The 26064-nt window shown below is 64.2% G+C and carries 22 protein-coding genes and 1 pseudogene; 16 read left to right on the top strand and 7 right to left on the bottom strand.

The window, feature by feature from the left end; translation table 11 throughout:
- Both AC0GNR_RS08435 and AC0GNR_RS08430 read left to right on the top strand, forming a co-directional pair.
- Nucleotides 1-780, top strand: a 780-nt coding sequence (locus tag AC0GNR_RS08435) for a type I glyceraldehyde-3-phosphate dehydrogenase (protein ID WP_472900515.1), incomplete at its 5' end; no start/stop codon positions are given.
- Nucleotides 781-969: 189 nt separating this feature from the next.
- A complete protein-coding gene (locus tag AC0GNR_RS08430) occupies nucleotides 970-2913 on the top strand; it encodes a S8 family peptidase (RefSeq protein ID WP_472900514.1) in 1944 nt (647 codons plus the stop codon).
- A 26-nt stretch (nucleotides 2914-2939) separates the two neighbouring features.
- On the opposite strand, the gene AC0GNR_RS08425 is transcribed toward AC0GNR_RS08430, so the two are convergent.
- The 3 genes and pseudogenes from AC0GNR_RS08425 to AC0GNR_RS08415 all read right to left on the bottom strand — a co-directional run.
- Nucleotides 2940-3776 carry an SPOR domain-containing protein gene (locus tag AC0GNR_RS08425; protein WP_472900513.1) on the bottom strand — a complete coding sequence of 279 codons (837 nt, stop codon included), beginning with the start codon at nucleotides 3774-3776 and terminating at the stop codon, nucleotides 2940-2942.
- Nucleotides 3770-4570, bottom strand: coding sequence for a biotin--[acetyl-CoA-carboxylase] ligase (locus AC0GNR_RS08420; protein WP_472900512.1), 801 nt, complete (start codon nucleotides 4568-4570; stop codon nucleotides 3770-3772). The genes AC0GNR_RS08425 and AC0GNR_RS08420 overlap by 7 nt, the downstream gene beginning before the upstream one ends.
- A gap of 222 nt (nucleotides 4571-4792) precedes the next feature.
- Nucleotides 4793-5311, bottom strand: a pseudogene (locus AC0GNR_RS08415) (SET domain-containing protein); the annotation flags it as partial.
- Nucleotides 5312-5407: 96 nt separating this feature from the next.
- Between AC0GNR_RS08415 and AC0GNR_RS08410 the strand changes: the two are divergent.
- Both AC0GNR_RS08410 and AC0GNR_RS08405 read left to right on the top strand, forming a co-directional pair.
- Nucleotides 5408-8395 carry a DNA topoisomerase III gene (locus tag AC0GNR_RS08410; protein ID WP_472900511.1) on the top strand — a complete coding sequence of 996 codons (2988 nt, stop codon included), beginning with the start codon at nucleotides 5408-5410 and terminating at the stop codon, nucleotides 8393-8395.
- Between the two features lie 37 nt (nucleotides 8396-8432).
- On the top strand, nucleotides 8433-9077 hold the full coding sequence (locus AC0GNR_RS08405; protein WP_472900510.1) for a glutathione S-transferase family protein: 645 nt from the start codon (nucleotides 8433-8435) through the stop codon (nucleotides 9075-9077).
- A gap of 120 nt (nucleotides 9078-9197) precedes the next feature.
- Here AC0GNR_RS08405 and AC0GNR_RS08400 read toward each other — a convergent pair whose 3' ends face one another.
- The 3 genes from AC0GNR_RS08400 to AC0GNR_RS08390 form a co-directional block, all read right to left on the bottom strand.
- Nucleotides 9198-10673, bottom strand: coding sequence for a sensor histidine kinase N-terminal domain-containing protein (locus tag AC0GNR_RS08400; protein ID WP_472900509.1), 1476 nt, complete (start codon nucleotides 10671-10673; stop codon nucleotides 9198-9200).
- A 139-nt stretch (nucleotides 10674-10812) separates the two neighbouring features.
- A complete protein-coding gene (locus tag AC0GNR_RS08395) occupies nucleotides 10813-11487 on the bottom strand; it encodes a response regulator (protein ID WP_472900508.1) in 675 nt (224 codons plus the stop codon).
- 150 nt (nucleotides 11488-11637) lie between these two features.
- Nucleotides 11638-12171, bottom strand: coding sequence for a MarR family winged helix-turn-helix transcriptional regulator (locus AC0GNR_RS08390; RefSeq protein ID WP_472900507.1), 534 nt, complete (start codon nucleotides 12169-12171; stop codon nucleotides 11638-11640).
- Nucleotides 12172-12311: 140 nt separating this feature from the next.
- Between AC0GNR_RS08390 and recA the strand changes: the two genes are divergently transcribed.
- Together recA and recX are read left to right on the top strand one after the other, a co-directional pair.
- The gene (gene recA, locus AC0GNR_RS08385) at nucleotides 12312-13439 is read left to right on the top strand and encodes a recombinase RecA (protein ID WP_472900506.1); all 1128 of its coding nucleotides are present in this window, start codon (nucleotides 12312-12314) and stop codon (nucleotides 13437-13439) included.
- Between the two features lie 55 nt (nucleotides 13440-13494).
- The gene (gene recX, locus AC0GNR_RS08380; RefSeq protein WP_472900505.1) at nucleotides 13495-13944 is read left to right on the top strand and encodes a recombination regulator RecX; all 450 of its coding nucleotides are present in this window, start codon (nucleotides 13495-13497) and stop codon (nucleotides 13942-13944) included.
- Nucleotides 13945-14041: 97 nt separating this feature from the next.
- On the opposite strand, the gene argC is transcribed toward recX, so the two are convergent.
- Nucleotides 14042-14965, bottom strand: a complete 924-nt coding sequence (gene argC / locus AC0GNR_RS08375) for an N-acetyl-gamma-glutamyl-phosphate reductase (protein WP_472900504.1) — start codon at nucleotides 14963-14965, stop codon at nucleotides 14042-14044.
- 189 nt (nucleotides 14966-15154) lie between these two features.
- Here argC and sucC point away from each other — a divergent pair, with 189 nt between their 5' ends.
- The 10 genes from sucC (at nucleotide 15155) to AC0GNR_RS08325 (ending at nucleotide 25876) form a co-directional block, all read left to right on the top strand.
- Nucleotides 15155-16318: an ADP-forming succinate--CoA ligase subunit beta gene (sucC, locus tag AC0GNR_RS08370; protein WP_472900503.1), complete on the top strand. Its 1164-nt coding sequence runs from the start codon at nucleotides 15155-15157 to the stop codon at nucleotides 16316-16318.
- 23 nt (nucleotides 16319-16341) lie between these two features.
- Nucleotides 16342-17235: a succinate--CoA ligase subunit alpha gene (sucD, locus tag AC0GNR_RS08365; RefSeq protein WP_472900502.1), complete on the top strand. Its 894-nt coding sequence runs from the start codon at nucleotides 16342-16344 to the stop codon at nucleotides 17233-17235.
- 240 nt (nucleotides 17236-17475) lie between these two features.
- Nucleotides 17476-20232, top strand: a complete 2757-nt coding sequence (locus tag AC0GNR_RS08360; protein ID WP_472900501.1) for a CHASE2 domain-containing serine/threonine-protein kinase — start codon at nucleotides 17476-17478, stop codon at nucleotides 20230-20232.
- A gap of 11 nt (nucleotides 20233-20243) precedes the next feature.
- A complete protein-coding gene (locus AC0GNR_RS08355; protein WP_472900500.1) occupies nucleotides 20244-21029 on the top strand; it encodes a Stp1/IreP family PP2C-type Ser/Thr phosphatase in 786 nt (261 codons plus the stop codon).
- Between the two features lie 44 nt (nucleotides 21030-21073).
- Nucleotides 21074-21703, top strand: a complete 630-nt coding sequence (locus AC0GNR_RS08350) for an FHA domain-containing protein (protein WP_472900499.1) — start codon at nucleotides 21074-21076, stop codon at nucleotides 21701-21703.
- A gap of 67 nt (nucleotides 21704-21770) precedes the next feature.
- The gene (locus AC0GNR_RS08345; RefSeq protein WP_472900498.1) at nucleotides 21771-24032 is read left to right on the top strand and encodes a CHASE2 domain-containing protein; all 2262 of its coding nucleotides are present in this window, start codon (nucleotides 21771-21773) and stop codon (nucleotides 24030-24032) included.
- 37 nt (nucleotides 24033-24069) lie between these two features.
- Nucleotides 24070-24882: a 3',5'-cyclic-nucleotide phosphodiesterase gene (locus tag AC0GNR_RS08340; protein ID WP_472900497.1), complete on the top strand. Its 813-nt coding sequence runs from the start codon at nucleotides 24070-24072 to the stop codon at nucleotides 24880-24882.
- A gap of 26 nt (nucleotides 24883-24908) precedes the next feature.
- Nucleotides 24909-25154 (top strand): YhfG family protein, encoded by a 246-nt coding sequence (locus AC0GNR_RS08335; RefSeq protein WP_472900496.1) that lies wholly within the window; start codon nucleotides 24909-24911, stop codon nucleotides 25152-25154.
- Nucleotides 25151-25753, top strand: coding sequence for a putative adenosine monophosphate-protein transferase Fic (locus AC0GNR_RS08330; protein WP_472900495.1), 603 nt, complete (start codon nucleotides 25151-25153; stop codon nucleotides 25751-25753). Before AC0GNR_RS08335 ends, AC0GNR_RS08330 begins: the two co-directional genes overlap by 4 nt.
- Nucleotides 25754-25876, top strand: coding sequence for a hypothetical protein (locus tag AC0GNR_RS08325; protein ID WP_472900494.1), 123 nt, complete (start codon nucleotides 25754-25756; stop codon nucleotides 25874-25876).
- The last annotated feature ends 188 nt before the right edge of the window (nucleotides 25877-26064 follow it).

Here is a 26064-nt window from a genome sequence, read left to right as displayed (position 1 = left end):
CGCCTGACGCAAGAGCGCGACCCCGCCAACCTGAAGTGGAACGAAGTCGGTGCCGACATCGTGGTCGAGTCCACCGGCCTGTTCCTGGACAAAGTCACCGCCCAGAAACACCTGGACGCCGGCGCCAAAAAAGTCATCCTGTCTGCGCCCTCCAAAGACGACACCCCCATGTTCGTGTTTGGCGTGAACGACAAAACCTACGCCGGCCAGGCCATCATCAGCAACGCCAGCTGCACCACCAACTGCCTGGCCCCTGTGGCCAAGGTGCTGAACGACAAATGGGGCATCAAGCGCGGCCTGATGACCACCGTGCACGCAGCCACCGCCACGCAAAAAACCGTGGACGGCCCGAGCAACAAAGACTGGCGCGGTGGCCGCGGCATTCTGGAAAACATCATTCCCAGCAGCACCGGTGCCGCCAAGGCCGTGGGCGTGGTCATTCCCGAGCTGAACAAGAAGCTCACCGGCATGTCTTTCCGCGTGCCCACCTCCGACGTGTCGGTGATCGACCTGACCGTGGAGCTGAACACCGAAGCCACCTACGCTGAAATCTGCGCCGAAATGAAGGCCCAGAGCGAAGGCGCCCTGAAGGGCGTGCTGGCCTACACCACCGACAAAGTGGTGGCCACCGATTTCCGTGGCGAAACCTGCACCAGCGTGTTCGACGCTGATGCCGGTATCGCGCTGGACAGCACCTTTGTGAAGGTGGTGGCTTGGTACGACAACGAGTGGGGTTACTCCAACAAGTGCCTGGAAATGGTGCGCGTGGTGGCCCAGTAAGCATCCGTTTGCCTGGTTCGAAAAAGCGCCTGCGGGCGCTTTTTTGTTGAGTGGCGGATTCGCGTGCGGTCAACCGGGTCTACAGGTAGGCGCCGCTGATCGGTCAAACCCGGCGCTTGGTCGTCACCTGGTGCGGTGAGACCTGTTGGAACCCTGCAGCAAACAACGCCTTCGTGCTACAAAAGCCCCATGCACCTATTTCATTGGCGAACGCTGATCGCCCCCGTTGTGCTGGCTGCGGGCTTGGCCGCGGCTGCGCCTTTGTTTGCTCAATCCATGCTGTCGGCCCCAACGGCAGATCCGGTGGCGTTTGGCTTGATCATCGGGTTTCGTGCCTCTGAAGAAGATGCGTCCCCCCCTGAAGCGCCACAGGCTTCGCGGCGCGGCGGGTTTGCACCCGGCCAGCAAGCTTGGGAGCACAAGGCAAGCCAGGGGCGAGAGCGCACCGCCCGCCTGGCCCGCGAAGCCGGTTTGCCGATGCTCGCTGCCGGTGAAGCTGGCAACGCCCAGCTGCTGCGTTTTGAGCGGCCGCTGCGTGGCCAGGCGCTGCAAGATGCCGTGCGCAGAGTCCGCCTGCATCCCGACGTGGCCTGGGTGGAGCCCAATGTGTTGCTCAAACGGCTGGAAACCACGCCGAACGACAGCGACTTCACGAAGCAATGGCATCTCCAGACACCCGATGCCGTGCGTGTCTCAGCCATCAATATGCCGCCGGCCTGGGCGCTCACCACGGGCAGCGCAGCCGTCACGGTGGCGGTGCTGGACACTGGCATCTTGCCGCACCCGGATTTGGCGGGCCGCACCTGGCCCGGTTATGACTTTGTGAGCGAGGTGGAGTTTGCCGGCGATGGCAGTGGCCGCGATGCCGACCCCACCGACCCCGGCGACTGGGTTACGCGCACCGGCAACCCTGCCCCCGTGCAGCAGCTGGTGGATGCCGGGTTGTGCGACGTCTCAGACAGTTCCTGGCACGGCACATTCATTGCCGGTCAGCTGGCGGCTGCGTCCAACAACAACCTGGGTGTTGCGGGCATCAACTGGGCCAACAAGGTGTTGCCGGTGCGCGTGTCGGGCCAATGCGGCGCTTTTCTGAGCGATGTGCTGGATGGCATGCGCTGGGCTGCGGGCTTGCCGGTGGCCGGCGTGCCGGCCAACCCCAACCCGGCCCGTGTGATCAACCTGAGCTTTGGCGGTGACGTACCTTGTGCCAGCAATGCGCTCTACCAGTCCGCCATTGACGATGTGACCGCACGCGGCACCTTGGTGGTGGTGGCAGGCGGCAATCTCAGCAGCCAGTTGTTGCGCCCGGCCGATTGTCAGCGGGTGCTGTCCGTGGGGGCTGCACGGCAAGATGGGTTGAAGACCGACTATTCGAGCTACGGCCCCAAACTGGGTCTGATGGCGCCGGGTGGCTCGGTGAATGAGCGGATTGAACTCTACTCCACCATCAACTCAGGGCTCACCACGGCGGTACCTGCGGAAAACGCCTACGGGTATTTGCAGGGCACCAGCTTTTCAGCGCCGTTGGCTGCAGGTGTGGCCTCCCTGATGCTGTCACTCAATCCGGCGTTGTCGCCCGCCCAGTTGGTGGACCGCATGCGCGCCGGTGTGCGCCCCTGGTCGTCCATTGCGCGGGTGCCGATCTACCCGCTTTGCAGCAGCTTGCGTGTGACGCAATCTGTTTGCAACTGCACCCCCGACACTTGCGGCCCCGGGCTGCTGGACGCAGATGTTGCCGTGCGGCTCGCGCTGGGTCCTGCGGTGGTGATTGCACCCATAGCCGACGTGCGCCCCGGTACAACCTTGGCGCTGGACGGGCGCCAGAGCGTATCCCTTCCCGGCGCCACCATCGTCAGCTTCGCCTGGCAGCAGCTGGAGGGCCCATCCGTGCCAATTGGGTCGGCCAACACAGCGCTCGCCAGCGTGGCGCTGGCCTCTGACCCTGCCACTTACGTGTTCCAGTTGACCGTGACCGACAGTCTGGGCCGCACCGGCACCGACCGTTTGCAGGTGGTTGCGGCGGTGCCGGTGGCGTCAGGCGGTGGGGGATCCACCAGCTGGCTCTGGGGTTTGGCGTTGTGGGCCTGGGTACTGGCCACAGCTGGGGCGGTGGGCCGCCGCGCTGCGGTCTGACGCCGTCTGGCGGCGCACGCCGCGTTTCAGTTGCAGGGGCGCAAGGGCTTACCCGCCAGCGCAGCACCGAGACCCGCCACCGCGTTACGCTGGGCCGGTGTGGCATCGGGCAGGCGCAGGCTGAAGCTGGTGGACTCGGCCCTCTCCTGGGCCACCCGGGCCGTGCGAACGCCTGCGCGCACGGCATCTTGAAGCGCTTGCTGGGCGGCTGCCTCGCTCGAATAGGTGCCCAGCGCCAGCCCGGGGCTCAGGCCTGGCGCTGACACCTGGCGGAAATCCACTTTCAGTTCGCGCAGCTCGACTTTTTTGCGCTCGAGTTGCTCAGCGTTGTCGTAGCGGCCCATATAGACGATCCAGCGCCCGCCGCTGCGGCTCTCGTTCAGTTGCCAGGTGCCGCGCGGCAGGTCCAGCAGCGTCAATGCCGCGCGCAAGGTGTCGGCCTGGGGTTCGGTGAACCCCCCCGCCAGCCAGCAGGCGCGGGCGCCTGCCACGGCTGGTGCGGGCACCGGCGCCGGCGTGGCTGCGGCAGGGCTCGGTGGTTGTGGTGGCACCTTGGGTGGGGCCAGCTCGGGGGTCTGCTCTGCTGCCGGTGGGCTTGGCGCTGCCGCTTGCGGCGCCGCTTCAGCCGATGGTGCCGGTGTGGAGTCTGCGCTGGGTGGCGGCTCTGGGGTGGCTACTGGTCCCGCGTTCGGCGTGGGTGGCGCGTTCAGCAGCCGCAGGGCTTCGGGTTTGATCTGGGCCTGCAAACGCTCGGGCTCCCGCGTTTCCTGGGGCGCCAGGCCCAGTGGTGCCAGATAGCCCTGCGCAAACGCGAAATAGCCCGCATTGGCCAGCACCAGCAGCCAGATCACCCACCTCAACATGGCCGCACGCTCACTTCGGCGCTGTTGATGGCACGCATGCCTTGGGGGGTCAGCACCTGCAAGGCGCCGGTCGCGTCCACGCCGCAGGCGGTGCCCCGGGTGCCATCGGTCAGCTGCACCGCCAGGCCTTGCAGCGCGTCGAGCTGGGCAAAGCGCTGCGAAAACGCGGCGAAGCCTTGGGATTCAAACGCCAGCAGGTCACGCACCAGCGCTGGGGCCACCTGACCCAGCACCTCGCCCGCCGTCACGCCCACCAGCACCTCTGAAAGCCCGGCTGGCGCCATAGCCGCCACCTGGGTGTCAGACGGGGCCTGCACGACCACCGCAGTGGCGTCGGGCCGGGCAATGTTGATGCCCACACCCACCACCACCAGCCGTTGGCGCACCGCCGGGTCGCCGGTACCCGCTGTTTCCACCAAAATGCCGCCCAGCTTGCGCTGGTGCAGCCAAAGATCGTTGGGCCATTTCAGGCTCACATCGGGGTGCAGGCTGTTTGCCAGGCTCACGCCCACCGCCAGCGACAGGCCCGACCAGTCGGCCGGTGCCATGGGCAGGGCCAGCGAAAACGTGAGCGACTGCCCGGCCCGGCTGTGCCAGCCCTTGCCCAAGCGCCCGCGCCCGGCGGTTTGTTCGTCGGCGGCCAGCAGCACCGGCTCCATGAGGCCCGCGCGTGCGCGGCGCATGAGTTCGGTGTTGGTGGAATCGATGCTGGGCAGCACCTCGACGGTGAAACCCGGCAGGTCGGGCACGACCGCCTGCCAGACGGCCTCTACGTGGGGCAAGAGATCAGACATGCGCGCAAAGTGGTTGCATGTGTGCACGCCTGACCGGAGCGACGACTTTCTCCGAGGCAGCCGTGGAAGCGGCTTTGCCGGGCCACCAGCTGCGTCCCCCCTTTCGGGGGGCTGAGGGCCGCAGCTCCGAGCCTGCCTGCGCAGGCTCGGACAGCCCGAAGAAGCATGGGCTCTGTCCCATGCTGCGGCCTGCAAGGCGAGCGAAGCGGCGCAGGGGGGTCATCCTAGTTTCGATGGTTTGCCCGCCCGCTTGGGGGCCAATAAAGTGCCGCGGCATGTGGGCGCACCGCACCAGCACGGGTACTGGGCCTTGAGCTTGGGGGTGTAGGGCTCGTCAATCACCAGGCCGTAGTCGTAAAACAGCTCTTCGCCAGCCGCAATGTTGCGCAGCGCCCGGATGAACACCCGGCCGTCATCGATCTCGGCTTCGCAGTTGGGTGCGCAGCTGTGGTTGATCCAGCGCGACGAGTTGCCACCGAACTTGGCGTCGATCACGTGCTCTTCGTCGATGTGGAAATAAAAGGTGTGGTTCGGATCGGTGGGGTCGTGCGGATGTCGCTTGAGCGCTTCGTCCCAGGTGATGACCTCGCCCACGTACTCAATCAGTGTCTCGCCTTCGGCAAGATCCACCACGGCGTAGACGCCTTTGCCGTGCACACCCGAGCGGCGGGTCTGGATGCGCCGTGCAGCCGATGGCTTATTTTGGGCGGGCGAGAGCGGCGGGCGGGGGCTTTGCGTCACGGCCAAAATTTTTGGTAAGGTTGATTCATGCAGGTGCGCGCGAGTGTGCGCGTGCCCATGTGTGCGCGTGTGTACGCGCGAAAGCTGATTGTAGAGATGAAAACTGAAGGTTTCGCCAAAACCCTGGTCATTGCGGAGAAGCCATCCGTGGCCCAAGACATCGTGCGCGCACTGACCCCCACCGCGGGCAAGTTCGACAAACACGATGACCATTTTGAAAACGATCAGTACGTGGTCACGTCCGCCGTGGGCCACTTGGTGGAAATCGCCGCGCCCGAGCAGTTCGATGTGAAGCGCGGCAAGTGGAGCTTTGCCCACCTGCCGGTGCTGCCGCCTTACTTTGACCTGAAGCCGATCGACAAGACCAAGTCGCGGCTGAGCGCCGTGGTCAGGCTGGCCAAGCGCAAAGACGTGGGCCGCCTCATCAACGCCTGCGACGCGGGCCGCGAGGGCGAGCTGATCTTCCGTTTGATCGAGCAGTACGCCGGCGGCCAGAAAAACGGCCAATACCAGAGCCTGGGCAAGCCGGTGCAGCGCCTGTGGTTGCAGTCCATGACGCCAGCGGCCATCCGCGACGGCTTTGCGCACCTGCGCAGCGACGAGCAGATGCAGGGCCTGGCCGACGCCGCCCGCAGCCGTTCCGAGGCCGACTGGATGGTCGGCATCAACGGCACGCGCGCCATGACCGCGTTCAACTCGCGCGACGGCGGTTTCTTCCTCACCACCGTGGGCCGGGTGCAGACGCCCACGCTGTCGATCGTGGTCGAGCGCGAGGAAAAAATCCGCGCCCACCGCAGCCGCGATTACTGGGAAATCCACGCGTCCTTCCAGGCCGAGGCCGGCGCTTACCCCGGTAAGTGGTTCGACCCCGCCTTCAAGAAACCCAGCGGTGAAGACGCCGACGCCGAGCTCAAGGCCGACCGCGTGTGGAACGCCCGCGAAGCCACCGCCATTGCCGATGCGGTGCGCGGCCAGCCCGCCACGGTGAAGGAAGAAAGCAAGCCCACCACGCAGGCCAGCGGCTTGCTGTACGACCTGACCAGCCTGCAACGCGAGGCCAACGGCCGTTTCGGCTTCTCGGCCAAGACCACGCTGCAGCTCGCGCAAAGCCTGTATGAGCGCCACAAAGCGCTGACCTACCCGCGTACCGATTCGCGCGCCCTGCCCGAGGACTACCTGCCCACCGTCAAGCAGACCTTCGAGATGCTGGCCGACAGCGGCATGAAGCACCTGGCGCCGCACGCGCTCACCGCGCTGAACAACGGCTACATCCGGCCCACCAAGCGCATTTTTGACAACAGCAAGGTGAGTGATCACTTTGCCATCATCCCCACGCTGCAGGCGCCCAGCGGCCTGAGTGACGCCGAGCAGAAGCTGTACGACCTGGTGGTGCGCCGCTTTCTGGCGGTGTTCTTCCCCAGCGCCGAATTCACGGTCACTACCCGCATCACCACGGTGGCGGTGCCTGCTGTGCCCGCTGGCCACAGCTTCAAGACCGAAGGCAAGGTGCTCGTCAAGCCGGGCTGGATGGCCGTGTATGGCAAGGAAGCCGCCGAAGACGTGAGCGATGCCAAGGAAGGCGACAAGGGCCAGAACCTGGTGCCGGTGCGGCCGGGCGAAACCGTGCGCACCGACAGCGTGGAGCCCAAGGGCCTGAAAACCAAGCCGCCTGCGCGCTATTCAGAAGCCACGCTGCTGGGCGCCATGGAAGGCGCGGGCAAGACGATTGACGACGACGAACTGCGCGAAGCCATGCAGGAAAAAGGCTTGGGCACGCCCGCCACCCGCGCCGCCACCATTGAAGGCTTGCTGACCGAGAAATACATCATCCGTGAAGGCCGCGAAATCATCCCCACGGCCAAGGCGTTTCAGCTCATGACGCTGCTGCGCGGCCTGGGCGTGGAAGAACTGTCCAAAGCCGAACTCACCGGTGAATGGGAATACAAGCTGGCGCAGATGGAAAAGGGCCAGCTCAGCCGCAGCGCTTTCATGGCCGAGATTGCGCAGATGACCGAGCACATGGTCAAAAAGGCCAAGGAATACGACCGCGACACCATTCCCGGCAACTACGCCACGCTGCAAACGCCTTGCCCCAACTGCGGCGGCGTGGTGAAAGAAAACTACCGCCGTTACACCTGCACCGGCGCCGACGGCCAGTCGGACGGATGTGGTTTCTCGTTTGGCAAGTCGCCCGCTGGCCGCACCTTTGAGCCCGAGGAAGCCGAAACGCTGCTCGCCGCCAAGAAGATCGGGCCGCTGGAAGGCTTCCGCTCCAAAGCCGGCTGGCCTTTCGTGGCCGAGATCGTCATCAAGTTCAACGAAGAAGACAAAAATTGGAAGCTTGAATTTGACTTTGGCGACGACAAAAAAGGCGAAGAAACCGGCGAGCTGGTGGACTTTTCAGCCAGCGAGTCGCTGGGCGCTTGTCCCAAGTGCGGCAGCCCGGTGCACGAGCACGGCGCCAACTACGTGTGCAGCAAAGCGGTGCCCACCGAAGCCCAGCCCACGCCCAGTTGCGACTTCAAGAGCGGCAAGATCATCTTGCAGCAACCGGTGGCGCGCGAGCAAATGCACAAGCTGCTGGAAACCGGCAAAACCGATCTGCTCGACAAGTTTGTATCCATGCGCACGCGCCGCGCCTTCAAGGCCTTCCTGGCCTGGGACAAGGAAGCCGGCAAGGTGAATTTCGAGTTTGCGCCCTCCAAGTTCCCACCGCGCAAGACCGCTGCTGGCGCGTCCGCGAAAGCAGCACCTGCCAAAAAAGCAGCGCCGGCGAAAAAGGCAGCCGCCAAGAAAACCGCGGCCACCAAAACCGCCGCCGTGAAGGTGCCCAAAGCGCCGCGCAAAACCACCCCCGGCGCCGGCCTCAAGCCCAGCGAGGCGCTGGCCGCCGTGATCGGCGCCGAGCCGGTGGCGCGCACCGAGGTCATCAAGAAGCTGTGGGACTACATCAAGGCCAACGGCCTGCAAGACGCCACCAACAAACGCAGCATCAACGCCGACGCCAAGCTCACCCCGGTGTTTGGCAAGCCGCAGGTCACCATGTTTGAACTGGCTGGCATCGTTGGCAAGCACCTGAGCTGAACCCCTTTTCATTCCCCCAAAACAAGGAGACTGTTCCATGAGCCTCAAGCTTTTCTTCGCCCCCGGCGCCTGCTCGTTTGTGCCGCACGCCATGCTCGAGCTGGCCGGTGTCGAGTTCGAACCTGTCAGCGTCAAGCTGCACAAAGGCGAGCAGCGCTCGGCCGAGTACCTGGCCATGAACCCACGCGGGCAGGTGCCGGTGCTGGTGGACGGCGGCGAGGTCATCACCCAGATCGTGACCATCTTGCTGCACCTGGACGCCAAGCTGCCCGAGGCCGGCATCCTGCCCGCCAGCGGCATGGCCCGCACCCGCGCGCTGGAAACGCTGACCTGGATGAACAACACCGTGCACCCCACGTTCACGCACGTGTTCATGCCGCAAAAATTCACCGACGACGAAGCGGCGCAGAACGCGATCCGTGGCTTTGCCGTGGCGCGTTACCGCGAGCTGCTGGGCGAAATCGAAACCCTGGCTGCCCAGGCCACGCCCTGGATGGCGGGTGAAAAGCCCGGAGCGCTGGACGCCTATGCCCTCACGCTGCTGCGCTGGGGTGGCTACGCCGGCATTGATCCCACCGACTTTCCCAAGACCTGGGACCTGGCTCAGCGCTTTGCAGCCCTGCCAGCCGTAGCGCGCGCGGTGGAGCGCGAGAAGCTGCAGTTGAACGTCTACAAAGCGTAGGCCATTGCCCCCACGCTCCGCCGCTGCGCGGGTCGCTGCCCCCCAATGGGGCTAGGGCCTGCCTTGGGGCGGCCTGGCGGCTGGCCTGGTTGCCCTGCAGCTCTGGCGCTGTAAAACGGCTTATTCCTGCGGTGGCTGCTTGGTGGGTGCGAAGCGCACCGACACCAGCAGGCCGCGGTTGGGTTGGTCGGGGTGGGCGTCGTCCATGTACACACTGGCGCCGTGTTGCTGGGCTATTTCATGCACGATGGCCAGGCCCAGGCCGGAGCCGTCCACGTTGGTGCCCAGCGCGCGGTAAAACGGCTGCAGCACCAGGTCGCGCTCGTTTTCCGGAATGCCGGGGCCGTTGTCTTCCACCTGCAAAATCTGCACGCCGCTGAAGCGGTCAAGCAGCACCCGCGCCGTCACCACGCCACCTCGGCCTGAATAGTTGATGGCGTTGTCCACCAGGTTGCGCACCATTTCTTGCAGTAAGGTGGGGTTGCCGTCCATCATGCAGTCGGCAGGCACGCTGTCGGGGCCCTCGTAGCCCAGGTCGGTGCCGTGCTCCAGCGCGCGCGGCACCGAGTCTTGCACCACGCTGGTGACCAGCTTGGCCAGGTCGATCCGGGCGCTGGGCAGTGTGCGGCCGGTGGTTTCGGCCCGCGCCAGGGCCAGCAGCTGGTTCACGGTGTGGGTGGCTCGCGCACTGGAGCGGGCGATCTGCTGCAGCGAACCGCGGATTTCAACCGGATCGGTTTCGCGCTGCGCCAGTTCGGCCTGCATGCGCAGGCCGGCCAGCGGCGTTTTCAGCTGGTGCGCTGCATCGGCCAGAAAGCGCTTTTGCGTGGTCAGCGAGGTTTTCAGGCGGGTCAGCAGGTCGTTGATGGACGACACCAGCGGCGCCACCTCTTGCGGAATGAACGACTCTTCAATGGGGCTCAGGTCGTCGGGTTTGCGCGCGCGGATGCGCTGTTCCAGCTCGTTCAGCGGCCGGATGCCACGCACCAGGGCCAGCCACACCAGCAGCACCGCCAGCGGCAAGATGACGAACTGCGGCACCATCACGCCCTTGATGATTTCGGTCGCCAGCGTGGAGCGCTTGCCCTTGGTTTCGGCCACCTGCATGAGCACCAGGCGCTTTGTGCCATTGCCGCGTGACAGCCAGGTGTAGGCGACCCGCACCTCGTCACCGCGCACCAGGTCGTCGCGCATCAGCACGCGGCCCGGTTCGGGGGTTTCGTTGTCGCGCGGCAGCGGAAAGTCGCTTTCGCCGCTTATCAACTCGCCGCGCGGGTCCACCACCTGGTAATACACCAGGTCGCTGTCATCGGCCCGCAGCAGGTCGCGCGCCTGTGGCGTGAGCGTGAAGCTCACCTTGCCGTCCTGGCTCACCACAAACTGCGTCAGCGCTTGCAGGTTGAATTCCAGCGCCCGGTCAAACGGTTTGCTGGCGATGCCCTGCGCCACAAACCAGGTCAGCGCCAGCGACAGCGGCCACAGCAACAACAACGGCGTGAGCATCCAGTCCAGGATCTCGCCAAACAGGCTGCGCTGCTCACGCTGGAACAGCCCGAACGACATATGGCCGTTGTCTTGTTTCTCGGGTTCGGACATGTCAGGCGCGGCTGTTCATCGCAAACTTGTCCGGCGCGAAGGGTTCCAAGCCAGGGCACCGTGGAACCGGCTTTGCCGGGCCACCCGTGCTGCCCCCTGGGGGGTGACGGGCTGCAAGCCCGGCGCGGGGGGGGCTCATCTACCCAGGGATCTTTTCAAGGCAGTAACCCAGGCCTCGCACGGTGGCGATACGGATAGGGCCTTTTTCAATCTTCTTGCGCAGGCGGTGGATGTAAACCTCGATCGCGTTGTTGCTCACCTCTTCGCCCCATTCGCACAAGCGCTCCACCAACTGGTCTTTGCTCACCAGGCGCCCGGCGCGCTGCAGCAGCACTTCCAGCAGGCCCAGCTCGCGGGCCGACAGTTCCACCATGCGTCCCTCAATGGTGGCCACGCGCCCGGCCTGGTCGTATTCCAGTGGGCCGTGCTTGATGGTGTTGGTGCTGCCGCCCATGCCGCGGCGCGAGAGCGCACGCACCCGGGCTTCGAGTTCTTGCAGCGAAAACGGCTTGGCCATGTAGTCGTCGGCGCCGTAGTCCAGCCCTTTCACACGCTCTTCCACGCTGTCGGCGGCCGTCAGGATCAGCACCGGCAGCGACGATCCGCGCGCGCGCAGGCGCTTGAGCACTTCAAGCCCGTGCAGCTTGGGCAGGCCCAGGTCCAGAATCAGCAGGTCAAACTCGTTGTTCGTCATCAGCGCGGCATCGGCCTCGCTGCCACTGGCCACATGGTCCACGGCGGCTCCGGCGGCGCGCAAGCTGCGCAACAGGCCATCGGCCAGAACCTGGTCGTCTTCGGCAATCAAGATGCGCATGGATGTCTCCTCTGGTCTGGCGGGCGGTTTTTATGCTGCAACGGACGGATCTCTTTGTGTCAGGGCGCACAAACGCCACACAACCAAGATCCGTGCCGGTCCATTTTAGGCTCCGGGCTGGCCCTTGGGCGCCTTTGGACCCCCGGGGTTTCACCGGGTCGCGGTGTGCCGGCGTGTGTCCACCGCCTCCGAGCCATAGGCCTCCAGGCCCAGCGCCACCACGGTGGCCACGTCGTTGCCCACCTGTGCCCGGAACTCGCTTTCTGCCTGCGCCACTGCCTGGCGAAAAGCTTCCAGCCACAGCAGCCCCGTGTCGGTGAAAACGATGCGGCGCGCCCGGGCATCCAGCGGGTCGGGTTCGCGCCGCACCAGGCCCCACGCATCGCATTGCGTCACCAGATCGCCCATGGCCTGCTTGCTCATGCCGGCCTGCTGGGCCAGATCGGTCAGGCGCGAGCCTTGCAGGCCCAGGTGGCGCGTGATGTGGATGTGGGCAGCCCCAATTTGCGCGCGTGCCGCCAGGTTGGACAACGCCAGCGGCACCTCCGCGTTGTGCGCCATCAGGTGCAACACCCGCTCGTCAAAACGGCGCAAGGCCTGGCCCATCAGACGGCCCAGGTGGCCCACGCGCCAGCGGTCGTCCGCACCTGCGGTGGTGTCTGTTGAAAAGGTCGGTTCAAACATGCCGCAAATAGTAAGGCAAACTGACCATAAATCTGGTGTTTGGCGTTTTACTTGGCTGTAAACTGCTGTTCAAGCATCCAGCCTGTACGCAAAAACACATGCTGGGAGCGACCACCCACTTACCCGCCCAGGAGCTTCAAATGGACGCAGCCGTCAAACCCAACCCCCTCAACAGCGAAAAAGCCAAGGCCTTGCAGGTCGCGCTGGCCCAGATCGAAAAGCAGTTCGGCAAAGGCACCATCATGCGGCTGGGCGAGGGTGAGGTCATTGAAGACATCCAGGTCGTGTCCACCGGCTCGCTGGGGCTGGACATTGCCCTGGGCGTTGGTGGCCTGCCGCGCGGTCGGGTGATCGAAATCTACGGTCCAGAATCGTCGGGCAAGACCACGCTCACGCTCCAGGTGATCGCTGAAATGCAAAAGCTCGCCGGCACCTGCGCCTTTGTCGACGCCGAACATGCGCTGGACATCCAGTACGCACAGAAGCTTGGCGTGAATCTGCAAGACCTGCTGATTTCTCAGCCCGACACCGGCGAGCAGGCGCTCGAAATCGTGGACAGCCTGGTGCGCTCCGGCGCGGTGGACCTGATCGTGGTGGACTCGGTGGCCGCACTCACCCCCAAGGCCGAGCTCGAAGGCGAAATGGGCGACAGCCTGCCCGGCCTGCAGGCCCGCCTGATGAGCCAGGCGCTGCGCAAGCTCACCGCTCACATCAAGAAGACCAATTGCATGGTCATCTTCATCAACCAGATCCGCATGAAGATCGGCGTCATGTTTGGCAGCCCCGAAACCACCACCGGCGGCAATGCGCTGAAGTTCTACGCGTCGGTCCGTCTGGACATTCGCCGCACCGGCACCATCAAAAAGGGCGAAGACGCCATTGGCAACGAAACCAAGGTGAAGGTGGTCAAAAACAAGGTGGCGCCACCGTTCAAAACCGCCGAGTTCGACATCCTCTTTGGCGAGGGCATCAGCCGCGAAGGTGAGATCCTGGACCTGGGCGCCAACAACAAGGTGATCGAAAAGTCGGGTGCCTGGTATGCCTACAACGGCGAAAAAATTGGCCAGGGTCGCGACAACTCGCGCGAATTCCTGCGCGAAAACCCCGACCTGCGCGTCGAAATCGAAAACAAAGTGCGCGCCTCGCTGGGTGTGCCGCTGCTGCCGGTGGATGAGCCCGCCGCCGCAGCCAAGGGGGCCAAAGCGGCCAAGGCAGACAAAGCCGAGAAAGCCGACAAGGCTGAGCGCGCAGCTCCGGCTGCCGAATAACCACCCTTGAACTTCCGCTGCCCGCACCTCGGCGTGGGCAGCGCCTATTCCCGCGATGGCCTTCGATCAAATTTCTCTCAAAGGGCGGGCCCTGCGCCTGCTGAGCGGCCGTGAGCATTCGCGTGCCGAGCTGGAGCGCAAGCTGCGCACCCACGAAACCGAGCCTGGTGAGCTGGCGCGTGCGCTCGATGAACTGGAGGCCAAAGGCTTCATCAACGAGCAGCGCGTGCTCGAATCGGTGGTGCACCGCCGGGCCAGCCGTCTGGGCGCGTCGAGGGTGAAGCAGGAGCTGCAGGCCAAGGGGCTGGATCCCGTGGCGGTGGCCGACGCCGTGGCCGCGTTGAGAGGGACCGAGTTGGAGCGTGCGCGCGAGGTCTGGCGCAAGAAGTTCGGCGAACCCGCCACCGACGCCGCAGGCCGCGCCAAACACATGCGCTTTCTACTGGCCCGTGGCTTTGGCTCCGAAGTTGTCCGCCGCGTGGTCTCAGGAAGTGACGACGACTGAATCACGCGGATTCAAGCAGGACCTGCGCAAAGCCGCAGGCGGTGCGAGCGCAAGATGGCTCCCCACTGGAGGGGAAGCCGCGCAGCGGCGCAGGGGGTTAAACCCCGAGCATCAATTGCAGGTTTTGCACCGCAGCGCCGCTGGCGCCCTTGCCCAGGTTGTCCAGGCGTGCGATCAAGACGGCGTGGTGGTGACTGTCGTTGCCAAACACGCGCAGTTCGAGCTTGTTGGTGTCGTTGAGCGCGGTGGCGTCGAGCTTGCCGCTCTCGGTGGCGGGTTCCACGCTCACCCAGCCGCCCGCGGCTGCGCTGGCCGCGTAGTGCGCCACCAGCGCATCCACCAGATCGCTGGTCTTGGGTGTGCCCGGCAGCGTATCCAGGTGCAGCGGCAGCTGCACCAGCATGCCCTGGCGGAAATTGCCCACCGCCGGAATGAAGATGGGCCGGCGTTGCAGGCCGGTGTAGCGCAGGATCTCGGGAATGTGCTTGTGTGCCAAGCCCAGCGCATAGGCCTCGTGCAAGGGCGCTTCGCCCTTTTCATAGGCCTCGATCATGGTGCGTCCACCGCCCGAATAACCGCTGACCGAGGGCAGCGAGATGGGGAAGTCTTTGGGCAGCAGCCCGGCATCCACCAGGGGACGAATCAGTGCGATGGCGCCGGTGGCGTAGCAGCCCGGGTTGGCCACGCGCGCTGCGGTGGCCACGGCTTCGCGCTGGCCGGCACACAACTCGGGGAAACCAAACACCCAGTCGGGTGCGCAGCGGTGCGCGGTCGACGCATCAATGATGCGGGGCTTGTTGCCGGGCAGGCTGTCGATCATGGCCACCGATTCCATGGCGGCATCGTCGTGCAGACAAAGAATGACCAGGTCCACCTGGGCCATCAGGTCGCGCTTGGCGGCCGGGTCCTTGCGGTGCTCGGGTGCAATGCTGACCACATCAACACCCGGCATGTTGTGCAGACGCTCGCGAATTTGCAGTCCGGTGGTGCCGGCTTCGCCATCAATGAAGACTTTGGCCATGACGCTGTTTGCCTTGTCAGTTTGGGTTCAGAGATGCATCAATATAATTATGCATTACGTATCGCGCAGCAGTGCATGCCTTTGGTGCGCTGCAGCATGATACATTCCCCGGTTGCTGTTCCCAGCGCCCGATTTTCGGCCGCCTCTGGTTGGTCGTTGACCCTTTTATCCATTCCTGAGAGAGACCTCATGAAGATTCACGAGTACCAAGGCAAGGAAATCTTGCGCCAATTTGGTGTGCCAGTGCCCCGCGGTATTGCGGCGTTTACGGTGCAAGAGGCGGTGGAAGCCGCTCAAAAGCTGGGCGGCCCCGTGTGGGTCGTGAAGGCGCAGATCCACGCCGGTGGCCGTGGCAAGGGTGGCGGCGTCAAGGTGGCCAAAACCATTGAAGACGTGAAGCGGATTTCGGGCGAAATCCTGGGCATGCAGCTCAAGACCCACCAGACCGGCCCCGAAGGCCAGAAGGTGCGTCGCCTCTACATCGAAGACGGCGCCGACATCAAGAACGAACTGTATGTGTCGCTCGTGACCGACCGCGCCACGCAGAAGGTGGCCCTGATCGCGTCGAGCGAAGGTGGCATGGACATCGAAGAAGTCGCTCACTCCACGCCTGAGAAGATCATCACCGAGATGATCGATCCGCTGACCGGCATCACCGTCGAGCAGAGCAAGAAGGTGGCTGCAGCCATCGGCTTGACCGGCGCTTCCGTGGACCAGGCGGTCGACATCTTCGCCAAGATCTACAAGTGCTACATGGACACCGACGCGTCGCTGGTGGAAATCAACCCACTGAACTGCGACTCCAAGGGCAACCTGATGGCCTTGGACGCGAAGTTCAACTTTGACGCCAACGCGCTGTTCCGCCACCCAGAAATCGTGGCCTACCGCGACCTGGACGAAGAAGACCCAGCCGAAATTGAAGCCTCGAAATTTGACCTGGCTTACATCAGCCTGGACGGCAACATCGGTTGCCTGGTGAACGGCGCTGGTCTGGCCATGGCCACCATGGACACCATCAAGCTGTTTGGCGCTGAGCCGGCCAACTTCCTGGACGTGGGCGGCGGTGCCACCCCCGAGAAGGTCACCGAAGCCTTCAAGATCATGCTGAAGAACGACAAGGTCAAGGCGATCCTGGTCAACATCTTTGGCGGCATCATGAAGTGCGACACCATCGCCACGGGCGTGATCACGGCTTGCAAGGCCACCAATCTGAACGTTCCGCTGGTGGTGCGCATGAAGGGCACCAACGAAGAACTGGGCAAGAAGATGCTGGCCGAGTCCGGTCTGCCCATCATCAGCGCCGACACCATGGCAGAAGCCGCCCAAAAAGTGGTTGCCGCCGTCAACGCCTAAGCCCAGAAAAGCGAGAACAAGTCATGTCGATCTACATCAACAAAGACACCAAGGTCATCACCCAGGGCATCACCGGCAAGACCGGTCAGTTCCACACGGAAAAGTGCCAGGAATACGCGAACGGTAAAAACTGTTTCGTGGCTGGCGTGAATCCGAAGAAGGCCGGCGAGTCGATCTTCAACATCCCGATTTACAGCTCGGTGCGTGAAGCCGCCTCAGAAACCGGCGCGACCGTGTCGGTGATCTATGTGCCGCCAGCGGGTGCCGCCGCCGCCATCTGGGAAGCCGTTGAAGCCGACCTGGACTTGGCGATCTGCATCACCGAAGGCATTCCGGTCAAGGACATGCTGGAAGTGCGCAACCGCATGAAGGCCAAGGAAGCCGCCGGCGGTAAGCGCACCCTGCTGCTGGGCCCCAACTGCCCCGGCCTGATCACGCCCGACGAGATCAAGATCGGCATCATGCCCGGTCACATCCACCGCAAGGGCCGCATCGGTGTGGTGTCCCGCTCGGGCACGCTGACCTATGAAGCCGTGGCGCAGTTGACCGAAATCGGTCTGGGCCAGTCGAGCGCGGTGGGCATTGGTGGCGACCCCATCAACGGCCTGAAGCACATCGACGTGATGCGCGCCTTCAACGACGATCCCGACACCGACGCCGTCATCATGATTGGCGAAATCGGCGGCCCGGACGAAGCCGAAGCCGCCCTGTGGTGCAAGGCCAACATGAAGAAGCCGATCGTTGGCTTCATCGCCGGTGTGACCGCCCCCGCTGGCAAGCGCATGGGCCATGCCGGTGCGCTGATCTCTGGCGGTGCCGACACGGCCGACGCCAAGCTGGCCATCATGGAAGAGTGCGGCTTCAAGGTCACGCGCAACCCGTCTGAAATGGCCAAGTTGCTCAAGGCGATGCTGTAAGCACCGCTTGCGCAAACGCCCGGCGGGCGAACCAAAAAGGGCAACGGAAACGTTGTCCTTTTTTTTGGCCTCTGCGTGAAATGACGCGTCAAATCCACACAGCGCCTTGATTGGGCCGCCTGTCTTGCAACAAAATGCAACAACTTCGGCGCCATTGACAATACTCAACCAGCGTTGAATACGCGCCCGCCCGAGTATTCACACGCTACCGTGCCATTTTGTTCACGCACAGAGGCCCATTTGTTTAACCGACGCCACACCGGAAAGTCCACAGGCCCCAAGCCGGTCTGGCGTTCGGACGCCCTTGTGGGTCTGCTGGTGGTGTTGGCTGTGCTGTTGTTGCATGCCGCCACCGACCTGTTTGGCGGGCTGGAGCGGCGCTTTTACGATTTCGCCAGCACCCGCACCGACCGCGTGCCGAGCGACCGCATTGCGATCATTGCCATTGACGACCAGAGCATGGCCAACATCGGCCGCTGGCCCTGGCCGCGCGAGGTGCACGCCCAGTTGATCGACCAACTGGCCAGCGCTCAGGCCAAAACGGTGGCCCACACCGCCTTTTTCTTTGAACCGCAGACCGACCGGGGCCTGGACAGCCTGCGGGAATTGCGCACGCTGCTCGGCGACCCATCGTCCGAGCCCGCTTTCCAAGACTTGGGCGAAGCGTCCCGCCAGCGCCTGTTGGGTTTCATCAGCAGCGCCGAGCAAACGCTGGATTCAGACGCCCGGCTTGCGGCCAGCATGGCGCAGGCGGGCAGGGTGATCGTGCCATCGGTGTTCAGCCTGGGCGAACCGGCGGGCCCGCCCGATGCGCCCCTGCCCGCGTTTGCCCAGCGCAGCGCCCTGGCTGCCAGCACGGGTGTTGCCGCCTTGGGCGTGCCGGCTTTCAAGTCGCAGCAGCCCTTGCAAGCCATTGGCCAGGCGGCCGCGGCTGTGGCCCACCTGAACCAGTTGCCCGACCGCGATGGTGTGGTGCGCCAAGAGCCGCTGCTGGTTGGTTTTGACGGTTTCAGCGTACCGTCCATGGGGCTGATGGTGGCCGCCCACAGCCTGAATCTGGGCGCGCAGGACATCCGGGTGCGTGCCGGAGAAGGCCTTGAGCTGGGTCGAAATTTCATCCCCACCGCCGCTGGCGCCACGGTGTTACCGCAGTTTTACCCCGAGCGGGGTGGACGGGCGGCCTTCCCCGAAGATTCCTTTTACGACGTCATCTCGGGCAAGATCCCTGCCACCAAGTACGCCGACAAGATCGTCATCATTGGCGCCACCGCCGCCGGTGTGGGCACCTTGTTCACCACCCCGGTGTCGGCTGCGATGTCACCTGCCGCCACCGTGGCGCACATCACCTCCAGCATCTTGAGTGGCCATTTCATTGCCCAGCCTGCTTGGGGTGGTGCGGCCATGTTGGCTGTGCTGTTGCTGGTGGCCGCCTATGTGGTGGTGGTGATTCCGCGCTTGTCTGCGGGCATGGCCGCATCCATGACGGCGGCCATGTTTGTGGCGCTGCTCGGCACGGAATACGCTTTGCTCGCCTCGGCCGCCACCTGGCTGCCACTGGTGTTGCCTGCAGCCTTGTTGCTGATTGGTCACCTGGCGCTGACCACCAAACGCTTTCTGGTGACCGAGGCCGGCAAGACGCGCTCTGACGAAGAGTCGGCCGAAACCAACCGCATGATGGGGCTGGCGCTGCAAGGGCAAGGCCAACTGGACATGGCGTTTGACCGCTTCCGGCGCGTGCCGCACACCGCCGCCTTGATGGACAACCTCAAACACCTTGCGCTCGATTTCGAGCGCAAGCGCCAGTTCAACAAGGCCGAAGCGGTCTATGAACACATGGCTCAGCTCGACCGCAGCGACGCCGACGTGCAGATGCGCCTCAAGCGCGCCCGCAACTTGTCTGAAACGGTGGTGCTCGGTGGCGCTTCGTCGCACCCGGGCGGCACCCTGCTGTTAAGCGGTGGCGGCATTGAAAAACCCATGCTCGGGCGCTACCAGGTGGAAAAAGAGCTGGGCAAGGGCGCCATGGGCGTGGTGTACCAAGGCCGCGATCCAAAGATCGGTCGGGTCGTGGCCATCAAGACGCTGGCGCTGAGCGCCGAGTTTGAAGGCAGCGAACTGCAGGACGCCCGCGAGCGCTTTTTTCGCGAGGCCGAAACCGCCGGGCGCCTGCAGCACCCCAACATCGTCACCATTTTTGACGCCGGTGAAGAGCACGACCTGGCCTTCATTGCCATGGAGTTTTTGCACGGCCGCGATCTCACCGAGCACACCCGCCCTGGCCACCTGTTGCCGGTGGCCACGGTGCTGGACATGGGGGCGCAGGTGGCGCTGGCGCTCGACTACGCGCACAGCCAGCAGGTGGTGCACCGGGACATCAAGCCCGCCAACATCATGTACGCCCCTGAAACGGGGGCCGTCAAAGTGACCGACTTTGGCATCGCCCGCATCACCGATTCGAGCCGCACCAAGACCGGCATGGTGCTGGGCACTCCCAGTTTCATGTCGCCCGAACAACTCGCCGGCCAACACATCGACGGGCGATCCGATCTGTATTCGCTCGGCGTGATGCTGTTTCAGCTGCTCACCGGTACCCTGCCCCTGCGCGGCGATTCCATGGCCGCGCTCATGTACCAGATTGCCAACCAGGCCGCGCCCAATGTGCGCACCCTGCGCCCGGAGCTGCCCGAAAAATTGGCCGGTGTGCTGGAAAAATTGCTGGCCAAACAGCCGCAAGACCGCCACCAGACCGGGCGCGAGCTGGCCAACGATTTGCGGCTGGTGGACGCCAGCGCAGAGCCCCCGGCCGCCGTTCCCGCTGCGTTACCGGTGGCAGCGCCGGGTGCCACCGAGTTCGAAAAGACCCACATCCAGTCCGTTCAAGCCACTGCAGCGCTGGGCGCGCACGACAATGCCGATACATTCGCCGCCACAGTTGCCACACAATCGGGGGACGAAGCCACCAACCCTGGTTCGGCAACGGTCCATGTCCGGCTATAAACAACCACACCATGATCTTCGAGTTTTTCAGCCTGACAGACCCCGGCCTCTTGCGTGAGAACAACGAGGACGCGGTCATGGTCGACCCGGACAACCAGGTGGCGGTGCTGGCCGACGGCATGGGCGGCTACAACGCGGGCGAAGTGGCCAGCGCCATGGCCACCACCTTCATCAAGACCGAGCTGGGCCGCTGGTTGTCCGAAGGCGGTGTGGACGCGAGCGCCCGCGAGCTCAAGCGCGCCATGGAAATCTGCATCGACAACGCCAACCGATCCATCTTCAACGCCGCCAACTCCAACCCCCAGTACGCCGGCATGGGCACCACGCTCGTCATGGGCGTGTTCCAGGGCAACCGTGCACTGATTGGGCATGTGGGCGATTCCCGCTGCTACCGGCTGCGTGCCGGCTCGTTCTCGCAGCTCACCCGCGACCATTCTCTGCTCCAAGAACAAATCGACGCGGGCCTCATTTCTGTCGAGCAGGCGCAGTACGCCACCCACAAAAACCTTGTCACCCGTGCGCTCGGTGTTGAAGACACGGTGTTGCTGGAAGTCAACGAATACCGGGCAGAAGACGGCGATCTCTACCTGCTGTGTTCAGATGGCCTGAGCGACATGATGACCGACGAGCGCATCGCCGCCATACTCGTGACCGCGGGTACGTTGGAGGAGAAGGGCCGTGCCCTGATCGACGCAGCCAATGACAGCGGCGGTCGCGATAATATTTCTGTGATACTGGCGTGTGATCGTTCGAAGCCGGTCCGCAGGGGGTTGCTGTCGCGCATGCTGGGTCAGTAAGCACATCTTTAGAATTAATTATTCAGGTTCCACAGGAGTCGGCCATGCCGAAAATGATCGTTTCCATCGACGGTGTTGTCATCAAGGAGGTGCAACTCACCAAAGACCGCACCACACTCGGTCGCCGTCCCTACAACGACATCGTGATCGACAACCTCGCCGTGAGCGGGGAACATGCCGTCATGCAAATGTCGGGTGCCGACGTGTTCCTGGAGGACCTCAACAGCACCAACGGCACCTACGTCAACGGCAAAGCCATCAAAAAGCAGCAGCTGCAAAATGGCGATACGGTCGAGATTGGCAAGTACAAGATCAAGTTTGTGCACGACGGCGCGTCGGACAATTTTGAGAAAACCATGGTCATCAACTCGGGTGCCATGGTGGCCCCCAACGAGCCAGTGGCCCCAACGACAGGCAACGCCGCCATCAAGGTGATGTCGGGTGCTGCGGTCGGCCGCGAGGTGCCCTTGGTCAAAGTGGTCACCACCATTGGCAAGCCCGGCGTGGCGGTGGCGGCCATTACCCGCCGCCCTCAGGGTTACGTGGTGGCGCTGGTTGAAGGTGCCATCAAGCCCACCATCAACGGCAAACCGATCGGTACCGAAGCGGTCAACCTGCGCCATGGTGACCTGATCGAGCTCGCGGGCACGCAAATGCAGTTCATCCAGCAGTGACGCTGGCCCACGCAGGCCAACGTGCCTGCGTGAACGGCCGGTCGCACGCTCCCACCTTCCGGCACCCATGCAGGCCCAGACCAAGCACGGCCCGCGCATCGCCGTCACTCTTCTGCCGCTCATTTTTGCCATCTTGCACGCGGTGGGCATGGTGCCTATGGGCGTGCTGCAGCGGCTGGACGACATCATTTACGACACCCGGCTGCGCGCCACCATGCCCGCCACGCTGGACGACCGCGTGGTCATTGTCGACATCGACGAAAAGAGCCTGGCCGAAGTGGGCCGCTGGCCTTGGTCGCGCCACCACATGGCCCGCCTGGTGGACACCCTGTTTGAAGACCAGCGCATTGCGCTGCTCGGTTTCGACACCGTGTTTGCCGAGCCCGACGAAAGCTCGGGCTTGCGCCAGCTGCAGCAGCTCGCCAGCGGCGCCCTGGCCAACCAGCCCGGCTTTGCCGAACGCGTGCAAAGCCTGCAACCCGAGCTGGACTACGACGCCCAGTTTGCCCGCGCCTTGCAGGGCCGCCCCGTGGTGCTGGGCTACTACTTCACCAGCGACCGCGACGGCCGCACCAGCGGCGTGCTGCCCGCGCCCGTGATGCAGCCCGAAGCCCTGCAAGGCCGCAGCGTGCTGGCCACCCGTTGGGACGGTTATGGCGCCAACATCGCCCCGCTGGCCCAAGCCGCTCCCCGGGCCGGCTTTTTTAACGCCATCACCGCCCGCGACGGCGTGGTGCGCTCGCTGCCGCTGCTGGCCGAGCATCAGGGCCGCTATTACGAGTCGCTTTCGCTGGCCATGTTTCGCCTGCTGCTGGGCTCACCCCGGGTGGAGCCTGGCTTTCCAGCCGAGCGCTTTCTGGCGCCCGACTACCAGGCGCTGGAAAGCGTCCAGCTGACCCAGGGCACACCGTCAGGCACCACGTCCCTTGCCATTCCGGTGGACGACCGCGTGGCCACCCTGGTGCCGTTTCGCGGCCCGGGCGGGCCGCAGGGCGGCTCGTTCACCTACGTGTCGGCGGTCGATCTGCTCGCCGGTCGCGTCCCGCCGGGCCAGCTGCAAAACAAGATTGTGCTGGTGGGCACCACCGCGCCCGGCTTGCTCGACCTGCGCGTGACCCCCGTGGGCGAAACCTACCCTGGCGTGGAAACCCATGCCAACCTCATTGCCGGCCTGCTCGACGGCGAGCTCATCACCCAACCCGACTACGCCCTGGGCTACGAGCTGGTGGTGCTCGTGGCGTCCGGGCTGGTGCTGGCCCTGGCCTTGCCGCTGCTCAGCGCTGGGCGTGCGGTCGCGCTCAGTGTGGGCGTGGTGGGCGCGGTGGTGGGGCTCAATTTCTGGCTCTACCTGGGCCACGGCCTGGTGCTGCCGCTGGCCAGCACCCTCGTCATGGCCGCGCTCGCCTTTGCGCTCAACATGAGCTACGGCTACCTGGTGGAAAGCCGGTCCAAACGCGAGCTGGCCCAGCTGTTTGGCACCTACGTGCCGCCCGAGCTGGTCGACGAAATGGTGAAAGACCCCGACAGCTACAGCATGACCGCCACCACCCGCGAGCTCACGGTCATGTTTTGCGACATGCGCGGCTTCACCCAGTTGTCTGAAACCATGGAGCCCACCCAGCTCCAGGCCCTGCTCAACACCGTCTTCAGCCGCCTCACCCTCGTCATACGCAGCCACCGCGGCACCATCGACAAATACATGGGCGACTGCGTCATGGCCTTTTGGGGCGCCCCGGTCGACACCCCCAACCACGCCAGCCTGGCCGTGCAAACCGGGCTGGAAATGGCCGAAGCCGTGCAGCAGATCAACCGCGAACACGCCGCCCTGGGCCTGCCCGCCATTGGCGTGGGCATTGGCATCAACACCGGCGCCATGTGTGTGGGCGACATGGGCTCAGACGTGCGCCGCAGCTACACCGTGGTGGGCGACGCCGTCAATCTCGGTGCCAGGCTCGAAGGACTCTCGCGCCTGTACGGTGTCGACGTCATCGTTAGCGAAACCACCCAAGCCCAGGCGCGCCAGTTTGTCTGGCAAGAGCTCGACCGCGTGCGCGTCAAAGGCAAAGCCAGCGCCGTCACCATTTACACCCCGCTGGCCCACTCCGCCAGCCTGAGCCCCGCGCAAGCCGAAGAGCTGCGCGGGTGGAGTCTGGCGCTCAAAGCCTGGCGCGCCCAAGACTGGGACGCTTGCGACGTTCATCTGCTCAACCTGCAGCGCCAAAACGCGGAAAAAGTCCTTTACCGGCTCTATGCCGAGCGGGTAGCCTCAAGCAGGCAACAGCCGCCCCGCCCCGCGTGGGACGGCACCACCACTTTCGATACCAAATAAGCCAGCCCAGGCTGGCCAACCCCGGGTTACACCGCCAATGCGCGTCAGAGTTCTCGGCTGTTCCGGCGCCATCGCGCACGGCTGCCGCACCACTTCCTTTTTGCTGGACGACGACGTCCTGATCGACGCCGGCACCGGCGTGGGCGACCTCACCCTGGACGAAATGGCGCGCATCCACCACGTGCTGCTCACCCATTCCCACCTCGACCATGTGGCCAGCCTGCCCCTCATGCTCGACGCCGTGGCCGCCCGCCGCCTGGCCGCCGGTGCACCGCCGCTGCAAGTGCACGCCCTGCCCGCCACCATCAGCGCGCTCAAAGCCCACATTTTCAACAACCTCATCTGGCCCGACTTCTCCAGCATCCCCAGCGCCACCGCACCGCTCATGCGTTTCGTGCCCATTGCCGTGGGCCAGGTGTTGCAAGTGGGCGGCCAAGCCATTGAAGTGCTGCCCGCCGTGCACACCGTGCCCGCCGTGGGCTTTGCCGCCGCCTCGGCCACCGGCTACTGGGTGTTCAGCGGCGACACCGAGCGCAACCCCGCCTTCTGGCAGCGCATCAACCAGCTGCCCGTGGCCCTCCTCGTCATTGAAACCGCCTTCAGCGACCGCGAAAAAGACCTCGCTCGCCGCAGCCTGCACCTGTCGCCCGGCACCCTGGCCGAAGAGCTCGACCAGATCAACCCCGCCCAGCCCCACCCGCGCTACCCCATCTACATCACCCACACCAAGCCCGCAGAAACCGGCTTGATCATGGAAGAAATTCAGCGCTTCGACACCACACCCAGCCACGCCCAAGACCTGCGCCACGACATCCGCTGGCTCAGCGCCGGCATGGTGTTTGAGTTGTGAACGGGTCGTGGCCAGTGGGCCTCGCAATGGGCGAAACAGATGCCAACCCGCCGGCCTGGCAAGTAAAATACAGGGTCGTTTTATCCACTGAGGCCCTACCCGTGAAAACGCTCAGCTTGAAAGCCAAAGCGGCCTACTGCGCCCAATCCCGCCAATCCAACTACGTCGCCAGCCTTCGACTAGAGGGCTACAGCGTCAAGCCCGTAGATGCCGAGCGCAAGCTACCCACCCGGGAAGCCGTGTTGAAAACCTATCAACAAGCACGGACTTGACCGCTGACAAGTACGGCACAGGCCAGGACCCCTATTGCTATCCTGGCTCAGATACCCTGAAGAATCGTCTCGGACTTCTCGACGATGCATTGTTGAGTGAGGCCGAACGAGAGATCTCGAGCGTCGCAGCCAACGAAATCGACTTCTCACCTCCCCCTTACGACCTTGGCTATCTGAAGCGCATCCACCAGCGGTTGTTTGCCGATCTCTATGACTGGGCGGGCGAACTGCGTAGCATCGACATCGCCAAGGGCGGCACCCGCTTTTGCAACATCCATCGCATGGAGCCTGAATCCGCGAAGCTCTTCGAGCGCCTGCGAAGGGCGCAGTGGTACGAGGGGTTTGAGCGCATGGAGCTGGTCAGGCTGGTGGCGCAACTGTTCGGTGATCTCAATGTGATTCACCCGTTCCGCGAAGGCAACGGCCGCGCCCAGCGCATCCTCTTTGAGCACATCATCATCAACGCAGGCCACCAGATCAGCTGGTGGGAGGCAGAGCCCGGTGAATGGGTTCAAGCCAACATTGACGCAGTGCTTTGTGACTACCGCGCGCTGGAATCAATTTTTGAGCGATGCATCGGTCGAGGCATTGAGGAGTGATTGACCCCAGCCCGGGCTGCGGTGACCCAGGGTCAACAGCGCGTCGACGCCACACCCAGCCACGCCCAAGACCTGCGCCACGACATCCGCTGGCTCAGCGCCGGCATGGTGTTTGAGTTGTGACAAAACTTGTCTGCGTAGCGTGATGTGACAATTTTTGTTACTCCAAAACGGCGAGGCAAGACACAAAACGTCACCCTTAGGTACTAAACCGTGAAAAAGGCCGCAAAAACAGCGTCATTTCAGGTTGGCACGGTCCCTGCTGAATAGAACCCGTAACCGACCCAACCATGTTTTCCCCCCTTCCAAGG

This window comes from Hydrogenophaga sp. LT287, from assembly GCF_055702805.1.
Note: the sequence above shows the minus strand (reverse complement) of the source record. Positions and strands in the feature narration are given on the sequence as shown.

Coding starts and splice junctions, on each gene's coding strand:
- AC0GNR_RS08430 (WP_472900514.1), top strand. CDS start 970: ATGCACCTATTTCATTGGCGAACGCTGATCGCCCCCGTTGTGCTGGCT.
- AC0GNR_RS08425 (WP_472900513.1), bottom strand. CDS start 3,776: ATGTTGAGGTGGGTGATCTGGCTGCTGGTGCTGGCCAATGCGGGCTAT.
- AC0GNR_RS08420 (WP_472900512.1), bottom strand. CDS start 4,570: ATGTCTGATCTCTTGCCCCACGTAGAGGCCGTCTGGCAGGCGGTCGTG.
- AC0GNR_RS08410 (WP_472900511.1), top strand. CDS start 5,408: ATGAAAACTGAAGGTTTCGCCAAAACCCTGGTCATTGCGGAGAAGCCA.
- AC0GNR_RS08405 (WP_472900510.1), top strand. CDS start 8,433: ATGAGCCTCAAGCTTTTCTTCGCCCCCGGCGCCTGCTCGTTTGTGCCG.
- AC0GNR_RS08400 (WP_472900509.1), bottom strand. CDS start 10,673: ATGTCCGAACCCGAGAAACAAGACAACGGCCATATGTCGTTCGGGCTG.
- AC0GNR_RS08395 (WP_472900508.1), bottom strand. CDS start 11,487: ATGCGCATCTTGATTGCCGAAGACGACCAGGTTCTGGCCGATGGCCTG.
- AC0GNR_RS08390 (WP_472900507.1), bottom strand. CDS start 12,171: ATGTTTGAACCGACCTTTTCAACAGACACCACCGCAGGTGCGGACGAC.
- recA (WP_472900506.1), top strand. CDS start 12,312: ATGGACGCAGCCGTCAAACCCAACCCCCTCAACAGCGAAAAAGCCAAG.
- recX (WP_472900505.1), top strand. CDS start 13,495: ATGGCCTTCGATCAAATTTCTCTCAAAGGGCGGGCCCTGCGCCTGCTG.
- argC (WP_472900504.1), bottom strand. CDS start 14,965: ATGGCCAAAGTCTTCATTGATGGCGAAGCCGGCACCACCGGACTGCAA.
- sucC (WP_472900503.1), top strand. CDS start 15,155: ATGAAGATTCACGAGTACCAAGGCAAGGAAATCTTGCGCCAATTTGGT.
- sucD (WP_472900502.1), top strand. CDS start 16,342: ATGTCGATCTACATCAACAAAGACACCAAGGTCATCACCCAGGGCATC.
- AC0GNR_RS08355 (WP_472900500.1), top strand. CDS start 20,244: ATGATCTTCGAGTTTTTCAGCCTGACAGACCCCGGCCTCTTGCGTGAG.
- AC0GNR_RS08350 (WP_472900499.1), top strand. CDS start 21,074: ATGCCGAAAATGATCGTTTCCATCGACGGTGTTGTCATCAAGGAGGTG.
- AC0GNR_RS08345 (WP_472900498.1), top strand. CDS start 21,771: ATGCAGGCCCAGACCAAGCACGGCCCGCGCATCGCCGTCACTCTTCTG.
- AC0GNR_RS08340 (WP_472900497.1), top strand. CDS start 24,070: ATGCGCGTCAGAGTTCTCGGCTGTTCCGGCGCCATCGCGCACGGCTGC.
- AC0GNR_RS08335 (WP_472900496.1), top strand. CDS start 24,909: ATGGGCGAAACAGATGCCAACCCGCCGGCCTGGCAAGTAAAATACAGG.